This window comes from Euzebyales bacterium (genome assembly GCA_035461305.1).
Classification (GTDB): domain Bacteria; phylum Actinomycetota; class Nitriliruptoria; order Euzebyales; family JAHELV01; genus JAHELV01.
Map to the genome: position 1 here is coordinate 1 of DATHVN010000213.1, position 23,214 is coordinate 23,214.

The 23,214-nt window shown below is 70.7% G+C and carries 24 protein-coding genes and 1 tRNA gene; 12 read left to right on the forward strand and 13 right to left on the reverse strand.

Annotated elements, in window-relative coordinates:
- The 4 genes from VK923_19485 to VK923_19500 all read right to left on the reverse strand — a co-directional run.
- Window positions 1–198, reverse strand: a 198-nt coding sequence (locus VK923_19485; GenBank protein ID HSJ46863.1) for a hypothetical protein, incomplete at its 3' end; no start/stop codon positions are given.
- Window positions 195–923, reverse strand: coding sequence for a hypothetical protein (locus tag VK923_19490; protein HSJ46864.1), 729 nt, complete (start codon window positions 921–923; stop codon window positions 195–197). The genes VK923_19490 and VK923_19485, both read right to left, overlap by 4 nt.
- A gap of 821 nt (window positions 924–1,744) precedes the next feature.
- The gene (locus tag VK923_19495; protein HSJ46865.1) at window positions 1,745–1,987 is read right to left on the reverse strand and encodes a hypothetical protein; all 243 of its coding nucleotides are present in this window, start codon (window positions 1,985–1,987) and stop codon (window positions 1,745–1,747) included.
- A 123-nt stretch (window positions 1,988–2,110) separates the two neighbouring features.
- The gene (locus tag VK923_19500) at window positions 2,111–2,296 is read right to left on the reverse strand and encodes a hypothetical protein (protein ID HSJ46866.1); all 186 of its coding nucleotides are present in this window, start codon (window positions 2,294–2,296) and stop codon (window positions 2,111–2,113) included.
- A gap of 457 nt (window positions 2,297–2,753) precedes the next feature.
- Here VK923_19500 and VK923_19505 point away from each other — a divergent pair, with 457 nt between their 5' ends.
- The 4 genes from VK923_19505 to VK923_19520 all read left to right on the forward strand — a co-directional run bounded on the left by VK923_19505 (window position 2,754) and on the right by VK923_19520 (window position 6,783).
- Window positions 2,754–3,719, forward strand: a complete 966-nt coding sequence (locus VK923_19505) for a YihY/virulence factor BrkB family protein (GenBank protein HSJ46867.1) — start codon at window positions 2,754–2,756, stop codon at window positions 3,717–3,719.
- Window positions 3,720–4,171: 452 nt separating this feature from the next.
- Window positions 4,172–4,579: a hypothetical protein gene (locus tag VK923_19510; protein ID HSJ46868.1), complete on the forward strand. Its 408-nt coding sequence runs from the start codon at window positions 4,172–4,174 to the stop codon at window positions 4,577–4,579.
- 270 nt (window positions 4,580–4,849) lie between these two features.
- Window positions 4,850–6,064: an MFS transporter gene (locus VK923_19515; GenBank protein HSJ46869.1), complete on the forward strand. Its 1,215-nt coding sequence runs from the start codon at window positions 4,850–4,852 to the stop codon at window positions 6,062–6,064.
- Window positions 6,061–6,783, forward strand: a complete 723-nt coding sequence (locus VK923_19520) for a hypothetical protein (GenBank protein HSJ46870.1) — start codon at window positions 6,061–6,063, stop codon at window positions 6,781–6,783. The genes VK923_19515 and VK923_19520 overlap by 4 nt, the downstream gene beginning before the upstream one ends.
- Here the strand turns inward: VK923_19520 and VK923_19525 are convergent.
- Together VK923_19525 and VK923_19530 are read right to left on the reverse strand one after the other, a co-directional pair.
- Window positions 6,769–7,545: an XdhC family protein gene (locus tag VK923_19525; GenBank protein ID HSJ46871.1), complete on the reverse strand. Its 777-nt coding sequence runs from the start codon at window positions 7,543–7,545 to the stop codon at window positions 6,769–6,771. The two genes, VK923_19520 and VK923_19525, sit on opposite strands and share 15 nt — an antisense overlap.
- Before the next feature lie 277 nt (window positions 7,546–7,822).
- On the reverse strand, window positions 7,823–8,521 hold the full coding sequence (locus tag VK923_19530; protein HSJ46872.1) for an ACT domain-containing protein: 699 nt from the start codon (window positions 8,519–8,521) through the stop codon (window positions 7,823–7,825).
- A gap of 307 nt (window positions 8,522–8,828) precedes the next feature.
- Here VK923_19530 and VK923_19535 point away from each other — a divergent pair, with 307 nt between their 5' ends.
- The 6 genes from VK923_19535 (at window position 8,829) to VK923_19560 (ending at window position 13,185) form a co-directional block, all read left to right on the forward strand.
- Window positions 8,829–9,374 carry a YqgE/AlgH family protein gene (locus VK923_19535; GenBank protein ID HSJ46873.1) on the forward strand — a complete coding sequence of 182 codons (546 nt, stop codon included), beginning with the start codon at window positions 8,829–8,831 and terminating at the stop codon, window positions 9,372–9,374.
- 141 nt (window positions 9,375–9,515) lie between these two features.
- Window positions 9,516–10,178 carry a dienelactone hydrolase family protein gene (locus VK923_19540; GenBank protein ID HSJ46874.1) on the forward strand — a complete coding sequence of 221 codons (663 nt, stop codon included), beginning with the start codon at window positions 9,516–9,518 and terminating at the stop codon, window positions 10,176–10,178.
- An 81-nt stretch (window positions 10,179–10,259) separates the two neighbouring features.
- A complete protein-coding gene (locus tag VK923_19545) occupies window positions 10,260–10,511 on the forward strand; it encodes a hypothetical protein (GenBank protein ID HSJ46875.1) in 252 nt (83 codons plus the stop codon).
- A gap of 65 nt (window positions 10,512–10,576) precedes the next feature.
- Window positions 10,577–11,194: an MBL fold metallo-hydrolase gene (locus tag VK923_19550; protein ID HSJ46876.1), complete on the forward strand. Its 618-nt coding sequence runs from the start codon at window positions 10,577–10,579 to the stop codon at window positions 11,192–11,194.
- A 24-nt stretch (window positions 11,195–11,218) separates the two neighbouring features.
- Window positions 11,219–12,391, forward strand: a complete 1,173-nt coding sequence (locus VK923_19555; protein ID HSJ46877.1) for a winged helix DNA-binding domain-containing protein — start codon at window positions 11,219–11,221, stop codon at window positions 12,389–12,391.
- Window positions 12,388–13,185, forward strand: a complete 798-nt coding sequence (locus tag VK923_19560; protein ID HSJ46878.1) for a GNAT family N-acetyltransferase — start codon at window positions 12,388–12,390, stop codon at window positions 13,183–13,185. Before VK923_19555 ends, VK923_19560 begins: the two co-directional genes overlap by 4 nt.
- A 63-nt stretch (window positions 13,186–13,248) precedes the next feature.
- Here VK923_19560 and VK923_19565 read toward each other — a convergent pair.
- Window positions 13,249–13,324 (reverse strand) — tRNA-Gly (locus VK923_19565).
- A 324-nt stretch (window positions 13,325–13,648) separates the two neighbouring features.
- Here VK923_19565 and VK923_19570 point away from each other — a divergent pair.
- Window positions 13,649–15,262 carry an FAD-binding dehydrogenase gene (locus tag VK923_19570; protein HSJ46879.1) on the forward strand — a complete coding sequence of 538 codons (1,614 nt, stop codon included), beginning with the start codon at window positions 13,649–13,651 and terminating at the stop codon, window positions 15,260–15,262.
- Window positions 15,263–15,381: 119 nt separating this feature from the next.
- On the opposite strand, the gene dut is transcribed toward VK923_19570, so the two are convergent.
- The gene (gene dut, locus VK923_19575) at window positions 15,382–16,332 is read right to left on the reverse strand and encodes a dUTP diphosphatase (protein ID HSJ46880.1); all 951 of its coding nucleotides are present in this window, start codon (window positions 16,330–16,332) and stop codon (window positions 15,382–15,384) included.
- 152 nt (window positions 16,333–16,484) lie between these two features.
- Between dut and VK923_19580 the strand changes: the two genes are divergently transcribed.
- Window positions 16,485–17,021 carry a hypothetical protein gene (locus VK923_19580; GenBank protein HSJ46881.1) on the forward strand — a complete coding sequence of 179 codons (537 nt, stop codon included), beginning with the start codon at window positions 16,485–16,487 and terminating at the stop codon, window positions 17,019–17,021.
- A 98-nt stretch (window positions 17,022–17,119) separates the two neighbouring features.
- On the opposite strand, the gene VK923_19585 is transcribed toward VK923_19580, so the two are convergent.
- The 5 genes from VK923_19585 to VK923_19605 form a co-directional block, all read right to left on the reverse strand.
- Complete coding sequence (locus VK923_19585; GenBank protein HSJ46882.1) at window positions 17,120–18,283, reverse strand: spermidine/putrescine ABC transporter substrate-binding protein; 1,164 nt, start codon at window positions 18,281–18,283, stop codon at window positions 17,120–17,122.
- Between the two features lie 83 nt (window positions 18,284–18,366).
- Window positions 18,367–19,212, reverse strand: coding sequence for an ABC transporter permease (locus tag VK923_19590; protein HSJ46883.1), 846 nt, complete (start codon window positions 19,210–19,212; stop codon window positions 18,367–18,369).
- A gap of 216 nt (window positions 19,213–19,428) precedes the next feature.
- Window positions 19,429–20,331, reverse strand: coding sequence for an ABC transporter permease (locus VK923_19595; protein ID HSJ46884.1), 903 nt, complete (start codon window positions 20,329–20,331; stop codon window positions 19,429–19,431).
- Window positions 20,331–21,401, reverse strand: coding sequence for an ABC transporter ATP-binding protein (locus VK923_19600; GenBank protein HSJ46885.1), 1,071 nt, complete (start codon window positions 21,399–21,401; stop codon window positions 20,331–20,333). Before VK923_19600 ends, VK923_19595 begins: the two co-directional genes overlap by 1 nt.
- A 106-nt stretch (window positions 21,402–21,507) precedes the next feature.
- Window positions 21,508–23,088, reverse strand: a complete 1,581-nt coding sequence (locus VK923_19605; GenBank protein HSJ46886.1) for an NAD(P)/FAD-dependent oxidoreductase — start codon at window positions 23,086–23,088, stop codon at window positions 21,508–21,510.
- Window positions 23,089–23,214: the final 126 nt, after the last annotated feature.

The window sequence follows — 23,214 nt, forward strand, 5'->3', positions numbered from 1 at the left end:
CGCCATCAGCCCAGAACCGCCATTCTCGGCATACTCCGTCAAACGGTCCGACAAGCCCTCGACCTGCTCAGTGGCCATCTGCGCTGCGCGTTCGACGACCAGATTAAGCAGCCGCTCGCCAGCGTCCTTCAGTGCGTCGGCGACCACATCGGTGGAAGCGCCGTTGGATGACTGCGTGCGCGTCGTGGTGTCACTCATGAGCTGCTGCTCCGTCTCGTCGAGGGCTTGGAGGAGCTGCGCGACGACCCTTGGCTGCTCTGCCGACGGGAGGTGCCGCTTCTCCGGGTGCTCTTGGACTTCCCGGAGCTGCTCGTGCTGCTCCGCGACGTCGTCTTCTTCGTGGCGCTGCCCGACGACCCGTTGCTCGACCGGGATGCCTTCCGGCGGGTGCCTGAGGACTTCGTTTTGCCGTCCTGGTACGCGTCAGCCTCGTCACCGTCCCCGGTGTCGGACTCGCTGGCCGCCGTCTCCTGCTCCTGTTCGCCGGCCTCGGGCTCGTTGGCCTCCTCTTCCTCGCCCTCGGCGTCGGTGCCCTGGTCCTCCCCGCCGGTCGCCTGCTCGTCCTCAGCTTCGGCGCTGGCGTCGGCGCCCTCACTGCTCGCCGCTTCATCACCGGCGGAGGCGTCCTCGGACTGGCTGGCCCCCAGCGACTCGACACGCTTCGCCACGCGTTCCGTGACGCTGCCGATCTGGGTGGCCACCGCAGCGAGCGCGGCCTGCTTGCCGGCATCGACGAGCTGACCTTGGACCTGCCCAGTCAGCTTGCTGAGCTCTGGCGATCGGTTCAACAAGTCGAGGCCCTGACCGAGCAGCTCGCTCGGACCACCGGCTCGGCGTCCGAGCGCCATGCCGCCGACCATCAGCGCCAGTTTCATCTTCTTCGTACGACCCAGTACGTAACCGCCTGCCACACCGGCGGCCACACGCATTCCACACTTCACGATGTCTCCTTCGGATCCTTGGTCGCTGCCCCGATGTGTATCGAGCGGCAGGATGTCCGCGACGATTTGGTGGCACCCTCTCTCTTCCTGGCTACTACAGAGGTTCGCGGTCGATACCCCTGCGGTGCGTAGGTCACACCAGCCACCGCCGTTCCGACTGCAGCCGATACCCCCGACGGTCTGTCGTGACACCGCAGCACCGCACCGATCCCCATCACGTGCGCGAGTTTTTCGGCTGGCGATGGCAGGGCGACGACTCGAGGCGCTCAGCGTCGGACCGCTACGTGCGGCACACTCAACCCCTCTGGACCCCGACGAGCGTCAGATTCGGAGGAATGTCCGCCGTGCGACCCCGCGCCGTCGAAAGATAAGGGGAGCTGTTGCACCGAGCTCGTCGTCCCCGGCGGCCTCACCCTGACTGCGGTCGCGCACCGTGCCGCCCAGGTGCTCTGGCACAGGATCGCCCGCGACAGTCGTGACGGGGCACCGTATGCCGCCTCCACCGCCGCGGCGGCGAAGCGCTCCCGTCGAACGCGCCGCACCACCGGGCTCTGGTGTGATCGTGGCGCCGGGATCTCCTGGTTCGCCATGGCGTCGAGCCGCGACCAGAGCCACTCGAGGATTGCTTAGCGCGCCGGGGCAGTGGTGGCATGCGTCGTGGCCACCTGGGGTGGCGACCAGCCGTCGGCGACCAGTGCGATCAGGTCGGCTAGGTCACGGCCGCAGGGCAACCGGACAGGAACGCGTGCGGTCATCGGCGCTGCTCCCGGGTGGCATCGCGTGGTTCCGTCGGACCGTCACCGTTAGTTGGAACCGCGATGAGCAGCGAAGTTGTGCAGCGGCGTCACCTGTCGATCGTGGTCACTCGGGGCCCAGCCCCGCCTGCCGGCCGGCTCCGGCCAGTCGCGGATGTCCTCCGCGTCGTCATCGCCGAACCGCTCCACGACACTGTTGAAGGCCGCGGCCGCCTCGCGTTCCCGTCCTGTGTCGTCCAACGTCATGGCCTCGTACGCCGGCGGCCTCGCGACCTGCTCACGAACACCCACCGCCACATCCTCACCAAACCGCGAAACCACCTCCTCGACCATGGCAACGGCGAGCGCGTACGTTGAGGCCGCCGTCGGCCGGGTGCGCGTGGTCGAAGGCCGCGAACCGCCATACGACGAGCATCACGTGGCGCCGTCGAGCAGGACGTCGGTGCCGGCCAGCGTGCCGTGGCCGTCACCCAGGTCGTTGAGGATCGCAACCAGCCGTCGTTCCTCGTAGGCGAAGTGCGAGTCGAGCACAGCGGCCAGGCCCTCGAGCTCCGAGCGCACGGCGTCCGCGCTGGCGGGGCCCGGCAACCGAGGCGTCACGTGCGAGCTCTTCGCCGTGACGCAGGATGCCGTCGACGAACGCGTGGTCGCGCTCAAAGGCCTCCAGGACCGGTCCCAGCTGCGGGTCGCGGTCCGCGAGCACAGGGAACAGGGCGCCGTCCTCGCCGGTGTGGTGCCGGCGCAGCGTCGCACAGAACGTCAGGCAGTGCACCTGGAGGTCACGTGGCCGGTCCAGCGGTCCGTTGAGATCGTCGCGCAGACGCGCAGGAGATCGCTGGCCGCGTGCCGCCCGCCAACTGGGCGTTCGCGATCTCGGTGCCGATCTTCGCCGGGTGGCTGACCTCCTCCGCGCAGCAGGCGCGCCGGTCGCGCCCCGAGGTCGATGGTCGCGGGCAGCACCATCATCGGCGTTCCTCACCAGCGCCATGGTGCACCCCTACTGGCCACCGTCATGCACCGTTATCCTTCAGTTCATGCCCGGCGCCCGCACTGCCGCATGACGACCGACGACACGATGGGCCGTCGTGTCCATGCCTGGGCCTCCCGTCGCGGGCTGCGCGTGCGCGGCTACAACCCGTGGGCGATCATCGTCGACGCGATCCACGCAGGCATGCGTCACCGCATCACGGGGCTGGCGGCGGAGATGACGTTCTTCGCCTCACTGGCGCTCATCCCGTTCACTGCGGCGTTCGGGGGTGTGCTCGGCTACATCGAGCCGTGGGCCGGACCCAATGGCGTCGAACGGACCGAGGGGGTGGTCACCGAGGTCATGACCATCATCCTGGGTCCGGACCTGGTCGTGGACGTGGCGGCACCGTACGTCCAGGCGCAGCTCGAGCAGGCGCGCGGCGGCCTGGCCATCGGGGGTATGATCGCGGGCCTGTGGCTGGCCAGCCGCGTGTTCCTCCCGGCGGTGCACGCGCTCGACCTGGCCTACGGCGCCGTCGAGCGCCGCTCGATCTTCAAGCGCCGCGCCATCGCGCTGACGCTCGCGCTGGCGTCACTGGTCGTCATCACCCTCGAGGTGATGCTGCTCGTGTTCGGTCCGCTGCTCGGCGGTGCCCGTGAGCTGGCCGTGCAGTTCGGTCTCAACACGACGTTCACCGTGCTGTGGAGCATGGTGCGTTGGCCCGCCATCGGCGCGCTCCTTGCGATCTACCTGCTCGCGGTCTACCGCTACGTGCCGGCACGGCGAATCGGGTGGCGCCGGTCACTGCCGGGCACGGCGATGGCGGTGCTCGTCTGGCTGCTCGTCTCCGCGGGCTTTCGCGCCTACCTGGAGACCGGCGTCCAGCCCGGCCAGGGCGTCCAGCTCACGACCGAGGCGGTGGTGTCGGTCGGTCGTGCCCTCGGAGCGCTGGTGGCGACCGTCCTGTGGGTGTTCCTGTCCAGCGTTGCCGTGCTCTTCGGCGGCGAGATCAACGCCGCGATCGACCGGCGGCGCGGCGCAACGGCGTCCTGAGCACACCCGTCAGGTCGACGGTGCAGGCTCGGACGCGCCGCCGGCGTGCGACTGCTCCAGCAGGGGCACAACCCGTGCTGGGCCTCGCCGAGCAGGACCGACGGCTTCGCAGCCTTGGGCCGGTCGGCGACCACGATGAGGTCCTCGCCATCGGGTCGGCGCCACCGTCCGGTTGTGATAAGCCCACGCTCGGAGCGGACCGTGATCGCCGGGACGTCGTTGGCGGGGATCGCGTCGGCCGCCCACGACGCCAGCTCGCCTGACGTCGCCAGGTCACCGGCGTGCCCGGCGCTGTACCGCGGCTCGGTCGCCGGTGCGCACCTCGTAGTCGGCGCTCCAGCAACGTGCCGCACAGCCGATCGCCACCGACCTCGACCTCCACGACACGGTGGTCCTGGCCCAGTTCGAACGCGTGCACGATGTTGGGTGTGGCAAGCTGCCGCGCGAGCCGCATGCCCATGTCGTGCTCGGGCCGCACCACCTCGTCGGCACCGACGCTGGCCAGCACCCTGGCCGTCAGCCCCCGTGTCCGCCTTGCTGATCAGGTGGCGCGCGCCGGCGCTCTTGGCGGCGACCGTCGCCGGGATGTTCGCCTCGAGGTTCTGCCCGATCCCGACGATCACGGCGTCGAACGCCGGCAGGTCCATCTTCGTCAGCGCCTCCTCGCTGGTCGCGTCGACGATCGCGGCGCGGGTGACCTTGTCGACGACGGCATCGAGCGCCCGTTCGTCGTTGTCGATGACAACGACCTCGTGGGCGAGGTTGGACAGGGTCTCGGCGGTGGCGGCGCCGAAGCGGCCGGCGCCGATGACGAGGAACTGGAGGACCGTCACCCGATCACCACCTCCTCCGCGGGGTAGCAGCAGTGGCCCGGCCGCGATCGCCGCCAGGAACGACCCTGCAATCAGCCGCGCCGCCGAGGTCTGTCGCTGCCGGGGTGCCACAACGCTTCCGTCTCGTCGTCCCTCCCCGTCCGCAGGCCGGATACCGGTCGCGTGCCGCGGGCGCGCACCGTCGCACGGTAGCCGGTGTGACGCGGCAGATCGTTGACGACGGCACGGGTACGGTGGCCGCGATGCGCATCGAGACCCTGCGGTGAGCCCGGCGCCCGGCGCGATCGGCCGTCCCGCGTGACGACGTCGACCCCACCGCGCTGGTCGGCCACACGGCGCGTCGCGTTCGCCGGCCTGCTGGCGGTGACGATGGCGTCGTCGACCTTCGGGTTCACGACCTTCTCTGTGCTCTCGGGTCAGCTGCTCGACACGTTCCGCATCAGCCGGTGGCAACTGGGTGCGCTGGTCACCGCGACCGCAGTGCTCGGCGCGGTGCTCTCCCCGCCCATGGGCCGTCTCGCCGACCGGATCGGCGGGCGAAACGCCATGCTGGCCACCCTGCTACTCAGTGGCGCGGCGTTGGCCGCCATCTCGGTCTCGCCGGTCTACCTGCTCGTGGTCTTCGCCGCGCTCGCCGCCGGAGCGGCGCAGTCGATGGCCAACCCGGCAACCAACAAGCTCATCTCGCTGCACGGCACGGATGGCGGCCGCGGCACGCTGACGGGCATCAAGCAGTCCGGCGTCCAGGTCGGCACGTTCCTCGGCGGGTCGCTGCTGCCGCTCGGCGCTACGACGATCGGGTGGCGGCCGACGCTGCTGCTCGCCGCCGTCGTCCCGGCCGTGGGCCTGGCGCTCAGCCGCCGCATCGTGCCGCCGGCCGGCGTCGACGAGGACACGTCCGACGAGCAGGAGGTGGCGGGATCACTGGTGCGCTCGCCGTTCCTGCTGCAGCTCGCCGTCTACGGGTTCCTGCTCGGTGCCGGCTGGTCGGCGGTCTTCACGTACCTGCCCGACTACGGGCAGAACGCCCTCGGGTGGACCGCGACGGTCGCGGGCCTGCTGGTGTCCGCCGCCGGGCTGTGCGGCATCGCGGGGCGGATCGGGTGGAGCTGGTACGCCGAGCATCGCAGCGACGCCCCGCGGACGCTGGCGGTGCTCGCCACGATCGGCATCGCTGCGATCACCGTGATCCTGCTCTCGTCACGGGTTCCGGCCATGCTGTGGCTGGGCGCCGCCGCGCTCGGCGGAAGCTCCGGGTCGTGGAACTCCGTCGGCATGTTCGCGATCATCGACCGCCTGCCGGAGAGGGCCGCCGGTGCCGCCTCGGGCATCGTGATGTTCGGCTTCCTGATCGGGCTCGGCGTCGGTGCACCCGCCTTCGGCTGGTCGGTCGACGTCACGGGCGCCTACGTCATCGGCCTCGTCGCCGCGGCCGTGGTGCACATCGCCGGCCTGATCGTGGCCCTCGTCCTGCGCCGTGCTCCGCTGGGCACGGCCGCCACCGTCGCATGAACGACGCTGGCTGGCATGTGGCGCCGCTGCAGCGGGGCGAGGCGGCCGCGCTGCTGGCCGATGGTATGACCCGGTTCGATGCGCTCGCCGACGACCCCGTGCCCACGCTGCGCTGGTACCGGACGACGACACCGGCGATCGTGCTCGGACGCGGCCAGCGAGCTCTGAAGGTGGACGGGGAGGGCATCGAGATCGTCGACCGCTTCTCTGGCGGCGGGGCGGTGTGGCTCTCGCCGGACGTGCTGTCCCTCGACGTCCTGATCCCGGCCGACCACCCGTGGGTCGCGGACACGTTGACCGCAGTGTTCGACCACGTCGGCGCGCTCTGGCTCGAGGCGTTGCGGTCGCTCGGGGTGCCGCACCTGTCCCTGCACCGCGGCGCGTCCACGGCCCACCGTCGCGGTACCGCCCGTGAGCAGCTGCTCGCCGCCGTGTGCTACGCCACCCGTGGCCGCGGCGAGGTGTTCTGGCGCGACCGCAAGCTTGTCGGTCTGGCCCAGCGCCGGCGGCGGCACGCCGCGATGGTGCAGTGCGGCCTGCTGCGACGATGGCGCCCGGGGCCGCTGCTCAGGGCGCTGGGGGCAGACCCGCACGACCGGCAGATCGGGACCGCCGCCGTCGGCCTCGACGAGATCTGCGCGGACCCGCCGGACGACGCGCCGGTCATTGCCGCCGTGCACGCAGCGTTCACGGACGCGGCCGGATCACCCGTGCGCTGACCAGTCGATGCTCATCGGGCCGCCGGCGCGGCCCCGCTCGGACGCCACGATCTCGGCGACGATGGACAGCGCGATCTCGCCGGGGGTCCTGCTGCCGATATCCAGGCCGCACGGCGAGTGCAGGCGCGCGAGGTGCGCCGGATCGACCCCACGGTCGCGCAGCCGCCCGACCGCCTCGGGAGCGTGGCGCCGGCTGCCGAGCATGCCGACGAAGGCGGCGTCGCTGGACAGCGCGACCTGCAGCACGTCGTCGACCCACGGCGCGTCGTGGTCACTGACGACCATCGCGTCCGACGGTGTGAACACGATCGCACGCACCTGCTCGGCGGGATCGCCGGTCACGACCTCGAGCCCCGGACCTTCGTGGGCGTCGCCATCCCCGGTCAGCAGTCGGACCCGCCGGCCCACGGCGATGGAGACGTCGACGATTGCGCGGCCGACCGGGTTGGCGCCGACGACGGTCACACCCGGCTCAGGCTCGGACACCTCGGCGAACAGCTCGATGGCCCGGTCGCGGCCGTGCCCGGGGAACTCGAGCCGCTCGCGGACCGTGCGCCGGCCGCCGAGCGCGCGGCGCGCCAGCTCGAGCCCGGCCGCGTCGAACTCGGAGCACCCCAGCGTCCCGGCGATCGGCCCCACGGCGTCGACCAGCAGTTTGGCGCCCGCATGAGACGGCGCGTCGCCCTCCACGGCCAGCACGGTCACCAGCGCGACCCGCCGGCCCTGGCGCCTGGCCTGCGCCAGCGCCTCGATCGCCTCCATCGTGGCCTCCCCACTTGTGGTGTGCTCCAGCCTAGGTGTCTGACGCGATGTCTCTCGCACTGGGCGCGCGCCTGGTCGTCTCGCTGACGCTCCACTCCCAACGGCCCACGCAGCCCACGGCACGGCGACCAGGGCAGCCGAGCCGGCTCACACGGCGCGGTGAGCGACGAACACCGGGCCCGTGTCGGCGCGAGCCGAAACGACGCGAGCCGGGATGCAGATGCGACCGAAGCAGTGCGTGACCGGGAGACAGGGCCTTAGAGATCGATGGGACCGCTCATGACTGCACGGGCGCGCGTCGGGGCGGCGCGAGGCGCTCGACCGGACGGCGCGGGGTGTGGGCCACCTCGGTGGCGATGGCGACCTCGGCCAGCAGCGTGAGCTGGCGCAGCTCGCGGTCGACGAAGCGTGGCCCACCCCTGCGGGCCACGATGACGGCCGACGACGGCTGCCCGAGTGGTGCCGCGGCGATCTCGAGGTGGTCGTGCCGCGCAGCGGGCTCGCCCACGATGTCGGCCGGGTCGAGCCGTCGCGGCGTGGTCAGCGGCAGCCACCCACCGGAGACTGGTGCGAGTGCGCCGGTACTGGCGGCCAGGACCTCCATCCCGCTCCACCCGTTGGCGACTGCGACGGCCCAGGACGCCCACAACGCGGCTGGCAGCCGGTCAACGAGCAGTCGGACGGCTCCCCGGCCCTCCGAAACCATCGCCGCGGCGAGCGCGACGGCACCGTCGATGTCACGCGCCGAGGCCACTGGCCGGACCGAGGCGACGGCGGTTCCGGGCAGGTGATCGATCGCCCCGCGCAGCGCGTCGACGTCGTCGACCGTGATGCACAGGTCGTCGATGGCGAAGCCACCGCCGCGCTCGATCACGTCGAGCGACACGATGTCGGCACCGGCGGCCACGCAGGCGCCGGTCAGCGCGTGCAACGATCCCGGCTTGTCGGGAAGCGACACCCGGAGGACGTAATGCATTCTGACCCCTACCCAATGTCAAGTCCGCCCATGACGATAGCGCGGCGGTGTTTCGGCAGCCTCGACCGATGACTGCAACCGTGTGACAATCGTCGGTGGATGGCCGTTCGGCCGACGCCGATCGGCCAGGGCACCGTCAAGGACGCATTCATGGAGCTTGAGGCCTGCGCTCGCGGGTTACACCGCTGCTTCTGTCGCCGTTCCGGGACCAGCCTGAGGCCCGGCCACCCGTCCGATCGGCGCTGACCGTGGCTACCCCGCGGCTCGCAATTGTCGCGGGCACGCCGAGCCCGTGGAGCCGACGATCGTGGAACCACTGACCGGACGTCTGGTCGTCGCATCTCACGACCTGACCGAGACCAGCTTCCGCCGCGCCGTCGTGCTCGTGCTCGCCCATGACACCGAGGCTGGGGCGGCCGGTATCGTGCTGAACCGCCCAGGGCCGGCCGACGCACCCGAGCGCCTCCGCAGATGGATGCCACTCGCCGCGCCGCCGGCGGTGCTGTTCCACGGCGGGCCGGTGGGGCCCGACACGGTGATAGGGGTCGGTGCGACCGACGATCCGGCCGGTCCCGACGGCTGGCAGCCGCTCATCGACGGCCTCGGCGTGTTCGACCTTGCCGGCGACGTCGACGTCGCCCGGGCGCGGCTGCGCGCCGTGCGGCTGTTCGTCGGGTACGCGGGCTGGACCGTCGGTCAACTCGACGCCGAGATCGCGGCCGGTGCGTGGTTCGTCGTCGACGCCGATGCCACCGACCCGCTGACGACGACGCCGGCGCAGCTCTGGCGCGCAGTGCTCGCACGTCAGGGCGGACTGTTCACCACGGTCCCCGACGACCCCGGACTCAACTGATCACGTCCGTCGGAGCCTGATCATGACGCTGGCGTGTCGCGCGGGTCACACATCGGCGACGATCGTCTGGACACGGGCGGCGGGCTGGGCTAGTGTCATCACTCGAACATATGTTCGAGTGATGACAGGCAGGAGCCGACGATGGGCGCGATCATCCGCCTCGACGAGCGGCACGCGCGCGCCTACGTCGCGGAGCCGGACGGTCCAGTGCGTGGATGCGTCGTGGTCGTCCACGATGCCTACGGCCTGCTGCCCCACGTCCGCTTCCTGTGTGACGAGCTGGCCGCCGCCGGGTTCGTCGCCATGGCACCGGACCTGTTCGCGGGGTCGGTCGCGCGCTCGCAAGCGCAGGCATCCCGGCTGCTCGAGGAGCTCACCGCGGTCCGCGTCGGCCGGGTGCTCGACGCGGCCCTGCGGGCCTTCGACGCGCTCGGTCACGGCGACTGCCCGCACGGCGCGGTCGGGTTCTCGATCGGCTCCGAGTTCGCCTTCGGCCTCCTGGCCGCCGGGCACCTGCGGGCGCTCGTCGCCTACGACGGCATGCCGACGGTCGAGGACCGTGAAGCGATCGCCGCTCCCCTGCTCCTGCACTGGGCCGGCACCGACCGGTGGGACGACGATTGTGCACCGGACCGCCTGGTCAGCGACCTGCTTGCCCGCGGCGTCGACGTCGAGACCCACACGTACGAGGGCACGGTGCACGGCTTCGCCAATGCCGACATCGACGCCTTCGACCTCGCGGCAGCCGAGCAGGCCTGGAACCGAACCATCCGCTTCCTGACCGACCACCTCTCGGACGGGTAGCGGCCCGACGGCAGTCACCAGTACCGACGCGTCGCCCGGCGCGGGCACGCGCCATGACGCACGATGAGACGAGGACATGACGTGCCATCCGAACTGTTCGAACTGAAGGTCATGGTCGAGGCCGACGGCTGGCACGAGGTGGCAGCGCTGATGGACACGGTCGACCGCGCCCTGGACCCGCACCGGCAGGCCCACGACGGTGCGCGCAGATGGTCGGTGATGGCCCGGCTGGTGCCCGGGGAGCAGTCACGCGAGCTGCTGCGGTTCATCGACCAGCGCGGCACGTCGGCACCGGCGGGTGGCCCTACGTCGGCTGATCGCCTCACCGCCTGACCGGCGAACCGTTAGCATCGCCGTCGGGCGACCGCCACGCCGAGCGTCGAGGGAGAGACAGTCCTATGCGACTGACCAAGTACCCGCAGTCCTGCGTGCTCGTGGACCACGACGAGGGCGGCCGGCTGCTGATCGACCCTGGCAACGTGGCGATGGACGCCCACGCGTTCGACGACTTCGGTGCCGTCGATGCCGTGCTGTTCACCCACATCCACGCCGACCACTTCGACCCCCGCGCGGTCGCGGCGATCCTCGACCGTGGGCTACCGATCCACGCCAACGCCGACGTCTGCGTGAGGATCGACGGATCTGCCACGACCGTCGCCCCCGGCCAGGGCTTCACGGCCGCGGGCATCGACGTCGTGGCCCACGACATGCCGCACGTCGAGATGGTCGACGGGTCCGCCGGCCCGCCCAACACCGGCTACGTCTTCGACGGGCGACTGCTGCACCCAGGCGACTCGCTGACCGTTGACGGCATCGCCGTCGACGCGATCGCGGTCCCGATCGTCGGCCCGAGCATCAGCTTTCGCGACAGTTACGTCGCCGTCGAGCGGACGGGCGCGGCGACAGCCGTGCCGATCCATTACGACGTGTTCCTGGCCGACCCGCAACTGTTCAGGAAGTACTGCGACATCGCCACGGTCGTCGTGCTCGGCGATGGCGAGTCCACGGACCTGTAGGCCGACGGCCGCGTGTGGTGACCCGTGCTACACATCAGCGACGACCAACGCCACGCGCGGCTTGCGTGGCGTCACCGGCTCGTACCCGAGAGCCGCATCGACGATCCTGTCGAGATCACGCGCAGCGTCGTGGCCCTGCACGCGTCGGATCCCGCGACCGTCCACCTCAGCGTGGTGGCACGGATGGGGACGCCACGCATCGAGGCGAACGAACGGGCGCTGTACGACGAGCGGACGCTGGTGCGGATGCTCGGGATGCGCCGGACGATGTTCGTCGTGCCCACCGACCTGGTCTCCACGGTGCAGGCGTCGAGCAGCAACGACGTGGCAGGCGCGTTGCGCCGGCAACTGGTCCGGGCGATCGCCGCCAACGGGATCGAGGACGCCGACGGCTGGCTGCGCGGGCTCGAGGCGTTGACGCTCGAGGCGCTCGTCGCACGTGGCGGCGCCCACACGAGTGAGCTGTCCGAGCTCGTGCCCGAGCTGCAGCGCACGATCACGCTCGGCTCCGGTCGGTGGACCGCCGAGGTGCGGATGTCGACCCGGGTCCTGCTGCAGCTCGCGGCCAACGGGCGCATCGTCCGCGGTCGCCCGCGCGGCACGTGGCTGAGCAGTCAGTACCGGTGGATCCCAATCACGCAGTGGCTCGGACACGCCGTGGACGTGCTGGACCCCGACGCGGCCCGCGCCGATCTCGCGCGGCGATGGTTCGCGAGGTTCGGGCCTGCGACGTTCGACGATCTGGTGTGGTGGACGGGATGGACGCGCACCCGGGCCAGGCGCGCCGTCGCCGCCCTCGACACGGTCGAGGTCGCGCTCGACGACGACGCGGTCGGCCTGGTGCTCGCCGACGACGTCGACCCCGTGGACGAGCCTCCACCGTGGGCAGCGCTGCTTCCGGGACTCGATCCGACGCCGATGGGCTGGAAGACGCGCGACTGGTACCTGGGTCCGCACAACGACGCGACGTTCGACAGCAGCGGCAACGCCGGCCCCACGGTGTGGTGGAACGGACGGATCGTCGGCGGTTGGACCCAGCGCTCCGACGGGACGATCGTCCACAGGCTACTGACCGACGTCGGCGCGGATGGGGCCACGGCCGTCGAGGCCGAAATCGATCGGCTCCAGCCGCACCTGGCAGGCGTCGCGGTGGCGCCGAGGTTCCGGTCACCGCTGGACAGGGAGCTGCGGCCGTGACAGATGACACCGCGCTGCACGAACGCCTGGCCGGGTGGCACGTGCGTGTGCGCACGGCCATGGCGTCACAGCGGCTCGACCTGCCGTTCGCCGTCTGTATCATCACCGACGACCTGCCCGGTGTCTACGACCTGAACCTGATGGTCGTCACCGCGCACGTGCCCCCAGCCGTGCTGCTGCGTTCGATCGAGCAGGTCGCCGCGAGCGCGGGCTGGCGCCACCGACGGGTTGAGGTCGACAGCCCGTCGATCGCCGACCGGCTCCGTGCACCCCTGACCGCCGCGGGCTACACGGAGGAGCGCTTCGTCACCATGGCCCTCACCGGCGCACCGTCGCCGACGGTCGCCGGCGATGGTCGGGCGTCTCGCCCGACGGCGGTTGTCGCCGTCGACGCGCAGATCGACCTGACACGCGCGGTGACGGCCCAGGAGCCACGGGCCGACAGCGACGAGCTGATCGACCAGATGGCGGAGCGTGAGCGGCGCCTCGCGCGCGTCGCAGGCGGCCGGGTCGTCCTCGCACCGCCGGGCACACCGGTGAGCCGCTGCCTGCTGCTCGAGGAACCGGGAGGCGGACTGGTGGAGATCGACGCGGTGAGCACGCTCGCGGATCACCGCAGTCAGGGCTGGTCCGACGCGGTGATGCGACGGGCGCTCGCCGAGGCACATGCGCGGGGCGCAGAGCACGTGGTCCTCGTGGCCGACGACGCCGACTGGCCGAGAACGTGGTACCAGCGGCTCGGCTTCACGACCGTGGGACGGTCGTGGGCGTTCCGCCGCAGCCCCGATACGTGACCGGACCACCCTCTGAGATGACGACACCCCTGACCGGGCGGAGCCAAGGGTCGGTAGGGATGATGGAGCGGACGACGGGATTCGAACCCGCGACCCCCACCTTGGCAAGGTGGTGCTCTACCAACTGAGCCACGTCCGCCTGGGGCCCCAATCCTGCCGTGTCGGCATCCCTCGTGCAAGCCGGCATGGAGGGTACCGGACGGTGTCCGTCACCCTGTGGCCGTGGCGGGCCGAACCGCGAGCTCGTCGGTCCAGTGGCGGGAGAACCGCATGCCGAACGCCGAAGGTTGGCATCGATGCGCCGTCATGATCGCGCCCCCGACGTTTGCGCGGTCGGGGGTCCACCGACGACCGTCAGCCACATGCTGCGGAGCTACGTAGAAGTCGCGGCAGGTCCGAGGTGTTCGACGCCCCCGTGGACTGTGTGCATGATGTCGAAGCAGGCAGACAGGAGCAGCGGGGCGTGACGACGCGGACGGATGTGATCGTGGTCGGCGCCGGGCTGGCGGGACTCGTCGTCGCGGCTGAGCTGGCCGACAGCGGACGGCGTGTGATGCTGCTCGAGGGCGAGGCGAAGCTCGGCGGCCAGGCCCTGTGGTCGCTGGGCGGGATCTTCCTCGTCGACACACCGGAGCAACGCCGGCTGGGCGTCCGCGACAGCATCGATCTCGCGCGCGAGGACTGGTTCGCCTCGGCGGCGTTCGACGATAGGGCCGAACGACACCTGGGCCCGACGGTGGGCCGCGGCCTACGTCGAGGCGGCCGGCACGGACCTGTCGCGGTGGCTGCGCAGCATGGGGGTGTCGTTCTTTCCGCTCGTCCAGTGGGCGGAGCGTGGCGGCGGCCTGGCCGACGGGCCGGGAACTCAGCGCCCCGGTTTCACGTTGTGTGGGGCACGGGCCCGGGGATGGTCGACCCGTTTCTCCGCCGTGTCGAGACGCGTCAGAGCGAGGGCCTGGTCGACCTGCGCCTCGCCCACCGGGTCGAGCGGCTGGTCGTCGACGACGGCCGTGTGACCGGCTGCGTCGTACGCAACGCCATCGACGACGTCGAGATCACCGCGACCGCGGACGCAGTAGTGGTCGCGACCGGCGGCATCGGCGGTAACCACGACCTGGTCCGGCGCTGGTGGCCCGCCGGCATGGGGGCCGCACCCGAGGAGATGCTCCAGGGCGTCCCGAACCACGTCGACGGCAGCGGCCTGCTCGCAGCGCAGGACGTGGGCGCGAACGTCACCAACACGGGGCGGATGTGGAACTACCCGGAGGGGCTCCGCCACCACACCCCCGTGTGGCGCGACCACGCCGTACGCGTCCTTGCCGGGCCCGGATCGCTGTGGCTCGACGCCACCGGGCACCGGCTCCCGCCGCCGCTGTTCCCGGGCGTCGATACCCTCCGAGCGCTCCGGCACCTGACCGCGACCGGCAACCCACATTCCTGGCTGCTGCTCAACCACCGCATCGCCGCCGCCGAGCTGCGCCTGTCGGGCTCGGTGCACAACCCCGACCTGACCAACCGCAGCATCCCCCTGCTCCTCAAACGTGCCCTGCCCCGGCCGTCGGATCCGGTGCAGGCATTCCTGGACCGCAGCCCCGACATCGTCATCGCCGACGAGCCGGCCGCCCTGGTCGCGGGGATGAACAAGGTCGCCGGCGACGATCTGGTCGACGAGGCGCTCCTGCGTCGCCAGGTCCTGGCCTACGACCGCCAGGCGGCGACAGGGCTGGGCAACGACGCCCAGCTCGCCGCCGTGGCGATGGCGCGGCGCTACCTGCCCGACAGGCTGATGCGCACCGCGAACAACCAGCAGATCCTCGATCCCGCCGCGCGACCGCTGATCGCAATGCGCCTGCGGGTGTTCACCCGCAAGACCCTCGGTGGCCTGCAGACCGACCTTTCCTGTCGCGTCCTGCACGAGGACGGCGAGCCGCTGCCGGGCCTGTACGCGGTCGGTGAGGTTGCCGGATTCGGCGGTGGCGGCATGCATGGCCACAGGTCGCTGGAGGGCACCTTCCTCGGCGGATGCCTGCACACCGGCCTGCGGGCAGCCCGCGGGATCCAGACCGACCTCCGCTGACATGCGTGGCGCTGTCTGGGAGGGTCTGTCGACCGATGCGGTGGGTCGGCTCCCCTGAGGGCGGCCGTCACGGGTGCCGCGGAGCCATCGAACCGATCTGGTGGGTCGGCTTCCCACGGTCAGCTGCCGGTCGAGCCGAACCCGTCGTCGCCCCGTTCGGTGGCTGGGAGCGCCACGACCGCGACGACGTCGACGGTCTCGACACGCTGGATGACGAGCTGGGCGATCCGGGCACCACGCTCGAGCAGCACGGGCTCGCGTGGATCGGTGTTTGCCACAATCGCCTTGATCTCGCCGCGATAGCCCGCGTCGATCGTGCCGGGCGCGTTCACCAGCGTGACTCCGTGACGGGCGGCGAGGCCCGAGCGCGGATGGACGAGTCCCACATGGCCGTCGGGGATGGCGACCGCCACCCCGGTCGGCACCAGGGCGCGCTCGCCCGGCTTCAGCGTCACCGACTCCCGGGCGTGCAGGTCCAGACCAGCGTCACCCGCGTGGGCGTACGTCGGCAGCGGCAGCTCCGCGTCGAGGCGGTGCACGAGCAGGCGCGGACGTGCCGCGCGAACCGGCTTCGACAGCCGCAGCTCGTCGGCGAAGCGCCCACCTTCGACGCGAAGCCGATCGGGCAGACGCGCGTCCAGGGTGTAGCCACGCGCGAGGTAGAACCGCTCACGTCCAGTGCCGCCACGTACGGTGAGCGTCAGCAGCGTCAGGCCGCGGTCGCGCGCCAGGCGCTCGAGCTCGGTGAGCACCGCCCCGCCGATCCCGCGTCCCCCCTGCGACGGCGCGCGCTGCAGACGGCGGATCACCCCGACATGGCCTTCCAGCCGGGTGGCGTTGCGTTCGAGGAACCCCAACCCCACCGGATCACCCCCGTCGAGGGCGACGACGAGGTCGTCGCCGCCTGCCGCCACACGGTCGAACGCACCATGCGCTACCGGCGCGATGTCGGCCGCCGATGCCGGACGGACGAAGCCGACCGCGCCGCCGTCGTTGACGACCGTCACCCACAGCGCGATCAGGCGTCGCCGGAGGTCGCCGGTGAGATCGGGATTGGTCACGAGTTGCACAGCGTGCGCTCCCGGGATTGCGCGGAGGTGCCGACGGGCAGCACTGTACTCAGTCACGCAGCTCGCAAGCTCGCTGCGTTCCTGACGGCGAAGGACCGCCGATCGACAGACGCTCTCATCCCCGCATCCCCGCAGGGACCAAGGAGGCGACCATGACAACACTGGACGCTCGCGTGTGGCAGACCCGATTCACGGAGTTGCGCACGTCGGTCCTGTCAGCCTTCCCCCACGTGCAACGCCAAGAGGTCGAGGCCGTCGGCGACGACTTCGACGCGCTCGTACACACGATCCAACGACGGAGCGGCATGTCGGCGACCGAGGTGCACGAGCGCCTCAACCAGATCGCCGCGGACGCTGATCAGAGCGGCGACGGCGGGCGTCGACGTGCATCTCTGGATCAACTACGCATCGGCTTCGGGTTCGAGGAGTCCGAGCGCCCACGCGTCCTCGAGTTGCTCCGCAAGCTCGGCCGCCAGCTCCAACGCTTCCCGGCCGAGGCCGTGGAGCTGGAGCTGACCGTCAAGGACCGCGACACCACGGCTCAGAAGGTCACGCTCGAGGCGTGGCTGCCCAACATGCCGCGCGTGGTCGTGACGTCCAGGGAGCACTCCCTGCGCGACGCCCTGATGGAGGTCCGCGAGGACCTGTGGCGTCAGCTCAAGGAATCCCTCGATCGCCGCCGCGGTTGACGCCCGTGGCACCGTCCCGCATGACGGTCCACCACCGACGCGAGACGCATGCACCAGGACCGGCCGCCGAGATCGGCGGCCGGTCCTGGCGTGTCGGGTCAGCTCTTGGCCTCGGTGAACAGGTCAGTGTAGAGCGTCTCGGTCTCACCGGTGTCCTCGAGGAACTGCAGGTTCTCGAGCACGTCCTCCGGTGGGTAGATGGCGGGATCCTCGAGGATCTCGGGATCGATGAACTCCTCCGCGGCCCCGTTCGGGCTGCCGTAGAAGTTCCAGTTCGTCAGCTGGGCCCCGTTCTGCGCGTCGAGGATGAAGTTGATGAACGCGTGCGCGGTGCAGGGATGCGGCGCGTCGGCCAGGATCGCCATGGTGTCGACCCACCGGACCGCGCCCTCCTCGGGGATGATGTAGACGTAGTCGTCCCATGCGTCGTTCTCGTCGAACCCGACGAAGAAGTCACCCGAGTAGCCATGGGCCACGGAAGTCTCGCCGCTGATCAGCAGGTCCTCGTACTGGTCCGAATCGAACGCCGCGAGCCGGTCGGTGGTCGCTGCGATCAGGTCCGCTGCCTCCTGCAGCTCGGCCTCGTTCGTCGAGTTGATCGAGTAGCCCAGGTAGCTGAGCGCCGCTGCCATGGCCTCACGCGGGTCGTCGAGCATCGAGATGCGTCCGTCGAGGCCCTCGCCCATGTTCGGGTCGAAGATCCAGCCCCACGTGGGCTTCGGTTTCTCACTCGTGTCGGCCAGGCTCAGTCCAAGCCCCGTGGTCCCCCACTGGTAGGGCATCGAGTAGGCCAGCTCAGGGTCGAACGGTGGGGACGTGAAGTCCTCGGCCACGTTGTCGGCGTTGGGGATCGCGCTCTTGTCCAACCGCGCGAGCAGACCCTGCTCGATCATGATCCCGACCATGTAGTCGGACGGGACGACGACGTCGAAGCCACTTCCACCGCCCTGGACGCGGGCCAGCATCTCCTCGTTGCTCGGGTAGAAGTCCTCGATCACGTCGACGCCGAACTCGTCGCGGAACTTGTCGACCAGCTCGGGGTCGATGTATTCGGTCCAGTTGTAGAGCACGAGCTCGCCGTCGACCTCGCCCGGCTCGCACGAGACCGACGGCCCCGTCGGCGCCTCGCTGCCGGTCGGCTCGCTGCCGGCGTCGCCGGCATCTCCTCCGCCGGCCGCCTGGTTCTCGATACTGGTCGACGCACCTGAGCAGGCTGCGAGCAGCAGCGTGAGCAGGGCGCCGAGGACCAACAGCTTGCGCATCACCATGTCCTTTGTCGTCTGTGTGGTCGACATCCGGGTTGTCATGTGACCGTCCGAGATCACCGTCCGGTCGGCGTCACACCTCAGGGGGTGGTCCCCCGTCCTCGTTGCAGCATGACCGACGCGAAGACCAGGATCATCGAGGCCACGAGCATCGCGGTCGAGACCGCGTTGATCAGGGGTGTCACCCCTCTGCGAACCAGCCCGAACACGTAGACGGGCAGGGTCGTCGACCCCGGACCCGACACGAAGCTCGTGATCACCACGTCGTCCAGTGACAGCGTCAACGCCAGCAGCGCGCCACCGAGCACACCAGGCATCATCTGGGGCAGCGTGACCCGGCGGAACGTCTGCCAGCGGTCCGCGTACAGATCGGCGGCAGCCTCCTCGAGCGCCGGGTCCATGCCCGCGAGCCGGGCCCGCACCACGATCGCGACGAATGAGATGTTGAAGGCCACGTGGCTGAGCGTGATCGTCGTCAGCCCCAGTCGCACCTGCGCGCCGCTGACGACGAAGACCGTGTCGGCGGCTCGCACGAAGAAGAGCAGCAGCATCACCGCCATCGTCACGTCCGGGACGATCACGGGCAGGTACAGCAGCGCGTCGAAGGCCTGGCGACCCCGGAAGCGGAACCGCTCGATCGCCAGAGCCGCCGCGGTGCCCAGTGCCGTCGAGACGACGGTCGACAGGGCGGCGACGATCAGCGAGGCGCGGATCGCCCGGAGCACCGCGGTGTTGTCGAGCATCGCGCTGTACCAGTCCAGCGTGAAGCCACGCCAGATGCCGACCAGGCGGTTATCGTTGAACGACAGCGCGATCAGCACGACGATCGGCGCGTAGAAGAACAGGTACACCAGCCACGCGTTGGCGGCCAGCAGCCGCTTCACCGTACCGCGCGGCCGGACCGTCGAGCCGTCGACACTACCCATGACGTGTGCCTACCGCCGCTGCGTGAGGCACTCGACGTGTGCCTACCATTTCTGGCCTGCGAGGGGCGGCAGTCACGTCCGCGGTGGGTCGGTCGAAGATCCGGGCACACACCCGGGACGTGACCACTCTCCGACTGCGAGGGGCGGCATCACGTCCACGGTGGGTCGGTCGAAGATCCGGGCACACGCCGCCGACGTGACTGTTGTCCCGAGCACTCACAGCGTTCGGCCACCCGTGCGGAAGTAGAGCATGGTCGCTGCCAGCATGATGGCCATCACGACGAACGACAGCGCGGAGCCGAACGGCCAGTCACGCGCCGACAGGAACTGGCGGACGATGTAGCTGCCGAGCATGGTCGTCTTGGACCCACCCAGGATCTCCGGCGTCACGTACGCGCCGAGGCTGGGGATGAAGACCAGGATCGATCCGGCGACCACGCCCGGGCGTGACAACGGCCACGTGACCCGCCAGAACGCCCTGGCACCCGACGCGTAGAGGTCGCGCGCGGCCTCGACCAGGCCGAGGTCGATCCGCTCGATCGCCGCATACAACGGCAGGATCATGAACGGCATGTAGCCGTAGACCAGCCCCAGCACGACGGCGACCGGTGTGAACAGCAGGCGGGTCTGCCCGAGGCCGATCAGCTCCGTGAGCTGCGACAGCGGCCCGCTGGAGCTGAGCAGCAGCCGCCACGCGTAGGTGCGCACGAGGAAGTTCGACCAGAACGGGACCATGACCAGGACCAGCAGCACGTTGCGCACGCGCACGGCACGGGACGCGAGGTAGTAGGCGAACGGGTACGACACCACCAGGCAGATCGCCGTCGTCAGCAGCGCGTACCCGACCGAGCGGATGGCGATCTCGCGGACCAACGGGTCGAACAGGCGCCTGTATGCCGCGACGTTCCAGTCGGCCAGGATCGTCTGGCCGGTCGGGCCACGCGTCGCGAACGAGTAGACGAGGACGATCACCAGCGGCAGAGCGAAGAGCAGCACCAGGTAGGCCGCAGGGGGCAGGGCGATCCACGCGCCGGTGCGCGACCGTGCCTGAGCCGCGCGTTCCTCCAGGGCTGGGCCACCTGGCGGTGCCTCCGGCTCGGGCACCAGGGTCCGTGCCATCAGCGCGTCACCACGACCGCGGCACCAGCGGCCCAGTGGACCTGCACTGCCTCACCGACCGCGAACCGTTGGCGTCCCGGTGCATTGCGTTCGCGGACCCGCAGCGACACCAGGCCCGCCCTGACGTCGTACGTGACCGCGTTGCCGAGGTAGACCCGCCGTGTGACCGTCGCGTCGAGTGCGTTGTGCCCGGACTCGACGTCGTCGTCCGGAGCTGTCAGGTGCAGGCGTTCGGGACGCAGAGTGAGCACGATCTCGCTGCCCGCCGGCTCACGGGTCTCGGCCTGTACGATCTGCGCGTCGTCGAGGGCGATCTGGCCGTCACCCTTGACCATGGCGGTGAGCAGGTTGGTGTCGCCGATGAAGTCGGCCACCATCGGCGACGTCGGCCGCTCGTAGATGTCCTCCGGGACGCCGACCTGCAGCAACCGCCCGGCATCCATCACGCCGATGCGGTCCGACATCGTCAGCGCTTCCTCCTGGTCATGGGTCACGTAGACGAACGTGATGCCCACACGCGACTGCAGGTCCTTGAGCTCCAGCTGCATGGCCTGGCGCAGCTTGAGGTCCAGCGCGCCGAGCGGCTCGTCGAGCAACAGGACCTTCGGCTCGTTCACGAGGGCCCTCGCGAGCGCGACGCGCTGCTGCTGGCCACCTGACAACTGGTTCGGCCGCCGCTGCTCCCGCCCGGTGAGCTGCACGAGCTCGAGCGCGCCGCCGACGCGTCGTCGGACCTCGTCGCGGCGCAGCCGGCGCATCTGCAGGCCGAAGGCGACGTTGTCGTGCACGGTCATGTGCGGGAACAGGGCGTAGGACTGGAACACGGTGTTGACGGGCCGCTTGTTCGGCGGGCGCAGGTGCATCTGCTCACCGAAGATGCTGATGCTGCCGGACGTCGGGAAGTCGAGCCCGGCCATCATGCGCAGCGTCGTGGTCTTGCCGCAGCCCGACGGACCCAGCAGGGAAAAGAACTCGCCGTCGCGGATGTCGAGTGTGACGTCGTCGACCGCTGTCACGTCGTCGAAGCGCTTCGACACCCCGCGGAGCTCCACGGCGGCGACATCGCTCATCGGCGGCCGCTCCCGGCCGGACCTGGTTCATCGCGCATGGCACCTTGCACAGGATTGACAGCCATCCGACGTCGATCGTACGACGTGGCCGCGCGTCCCGCGCGTGTCACCGTGCGCGGTCGGCCGTGTCGGCCAACACCAGCGCCGCGGCGTTGCGGCCGTTCGCCGCGATGACGCTGCCGCCCGGGTGGGTCGCCGCGCCGCACAGGTACAGGCCTGGCGCGCTCGTGCGCGCCGGCAGCCGGCGGTCCCACAGCCACTCGGGACGGCACTCACCCTGGAAGATGTGCCCGCCGGTCAACCCGATGCGGGCCTCGATGTCCGGTGGTCCGAGCACCTCCCGCTCCACGACCAGCGCCCCGAAGCCGGGGGCGATCCGCTCGATCGACGCGATCACCCTGTCGCCGACGTCGTCGCGCCGGCTGTCCCAGTCACCCCGGGCGAACGTGTACGGCGCGTACTGGCAGAACGCGCTCAGCACGTGGCGTCCGGGCGGGGCGATCGTCGGGTCGTAGGCGGTGTGCAGGTACAACTCGGCCCAGAGCTCGTCGATCACCTCGCCCCCTTTCGCGGCCTCGAACGACGCGTGCAGCGCGTCGGCGCCACCTGTCGCGTTGGCGATCGCCGTCCGGGGCGGAGCGCCTGGGATCACTGGCGTACCCGACAGTGCCATGTTCACCTTGACCACAGCGCTGTCGGTGGGCTGTGCGGCGACGGCCACACGGAGGTCATCCGGTGGGTCGTCGAGCAGGCCCAGCGTGCGCACCGGGTCGGCGTTGCTGACCACGACGGGCGCTCGCAGCTTCGTGCCGTCCTCGCACTCCACCCCGTCGCCAGGGACGATGCGCGCGACGGGCACTCCAGTGACGATGGTCGCGCCCGCCACGGCGGCTGCGGCAGCGAGCACGAACGACACCCGTCCGAGGCCGCCGCGGACGAACCCCCACGCGCCCCGACGGCCGTTCGTCCAGCCGCACGAGTGATGGAAGTGCACGGCGGCTGTGCCAGCGTCGTACGGTGACGCGTACGTACCGATGATCCCCTGGCCGGCAATCGCATCGATCAGCCGCTGATCGGTCAGGTACCGCGACAGCAGGTCGACCATCGACAGCTCGAACAGCACCTCGAGTGCCTCGGGGTCGTGGTCGAGGCGCTCGGCGAGCGCCTCGCGGTCGGGTGGCACGCCCAGCCAGACGTCACGCTCATCGGGTGGCCGCAGCGCGTCAGCCATGCGGTCGAACAGGTCGTGGTAGCGCGCGAAGCCCTTGACGTCGCCCGGTGCGATGCGCGCGACCTCCGCAAGGGTGCGGTCGTGGTCCGCCCACTCGACGAACACATCGCCGTCGGCCAGGGGGACGACCATCGCCGGGTCGGGGATGACGACGTCGTAGCCGTGTCGCGCCAGCGCCAGCTCGTCGACGACGAGCGGGTGGAGCAGACCTGCGAGGTACGCGCACGGCGACACGCGGTAGCCGGGCCACGGCTGCTCGAGGGTCGCCGCACCCCCGACACAGTCGCGCCGCTCCAACACGAGCACCCGCCGGCCGGCACGGGCCAGGTACGCGGCGGCAGTCAGGCCGTTGTGCCCGCCGCCGACGACGATGACGTCCCATGGACCCGCCAGCTCCGAGGGACGTGCGGCGGCCACCGCGCCGTGTGGATCGGTCCACGTCGGCGTCCCCGTCAACGCAGCTCCTGTCGCCGTCTCCGTCGGCCACCCACGCTACGCCCTGCGGTCGGCCCCGGTGGTACGCGGACGGCGCCGACGCGACGCCGGCCGTCGGGCGCCACTCGCCGGGCCCCGATCGACCAC

Coding starts and splice junctions, on each gene's coding strand:
- VK923_19590 (HSJ46883.1), bottom strand. CDS start 19,212: ATGGGTAGTGTCGACGGCTCGACGGTCCGGCCGCGCGGTACGGTGAAG.
- VK923_19585 (HSJ46882.1), bottom strand. CDS start 18,283: ATGCGCAAGCTGTTGGTCCTCGGCGCCCTGCTCACGCTGCTGCTCGCA.
- VK923_19525 (HSJ46871.1), bottom strand. CDS start 7,545: ATGGAGGCGATCGAGGCGCTGGCGCAGGCCAGGCGCCAGGGCCGGCGG.
- VK923_19530 (HSJ46872.1), bottom strand. CDS start 8,521: ATGCATTACGTCCTCCGGGTGTCGCTTCCCGACAAGCCGGGATCGTTG.
- VK923_19510 (HSJ46868.1), top strand. CDS start 4,172: ATGCCCATGTCGTGCTCGGGCCGCACCACCTCGTCGGCACCGACGCTG.
- VK923_19595 (HSJ46884.1), bottom strand. CDS start 20,331: ATGGCACGGACCCTGGTGCCCGAGCCGGAGGCACCGCCAGGTGGCCCA.
- VK923_19540 (HSJ46874.1), top strand. CDS start 9,516: ATGGGCGCGATCATCCGCCTCGACGAGCGGCACGCGCGCGCCTACGTC.
- VK923_19505 (HSJ46867.1), top strand. CDS start 2,754: ATGACGACCGACGACACGATGGGCCGTCGTGTCCATGCCTGGGCCTCC.
- VK923_19520 (HSJ46870.1), top strand. CDS start 6,061: ATGAACGACGCTGGCTGGCATGTGGCGCCGCTGCAGCGGGGCGAGGCG.
- VK923_19580 (HSJ46881.1), top strand. CDS start 16,485: ATGACAACACTGGACGCTCGCGTGTGGCAGACCCGATTCACGGAGTTG.
- VK923_19550 (HSJ46876.1), top strand. CDS start 10,577: ATGCGACTGACCAAGTACCCGCAGTCCTGCGTGCTCGTGGACCACGAC.
- VK923_19600 (HSJ46885.1), bottom strand. CDS start 21,401: ATGAGCGATGTCGCCGCCGTGGAGCTCCGCGGGGTGTCGAAGCGCTTC.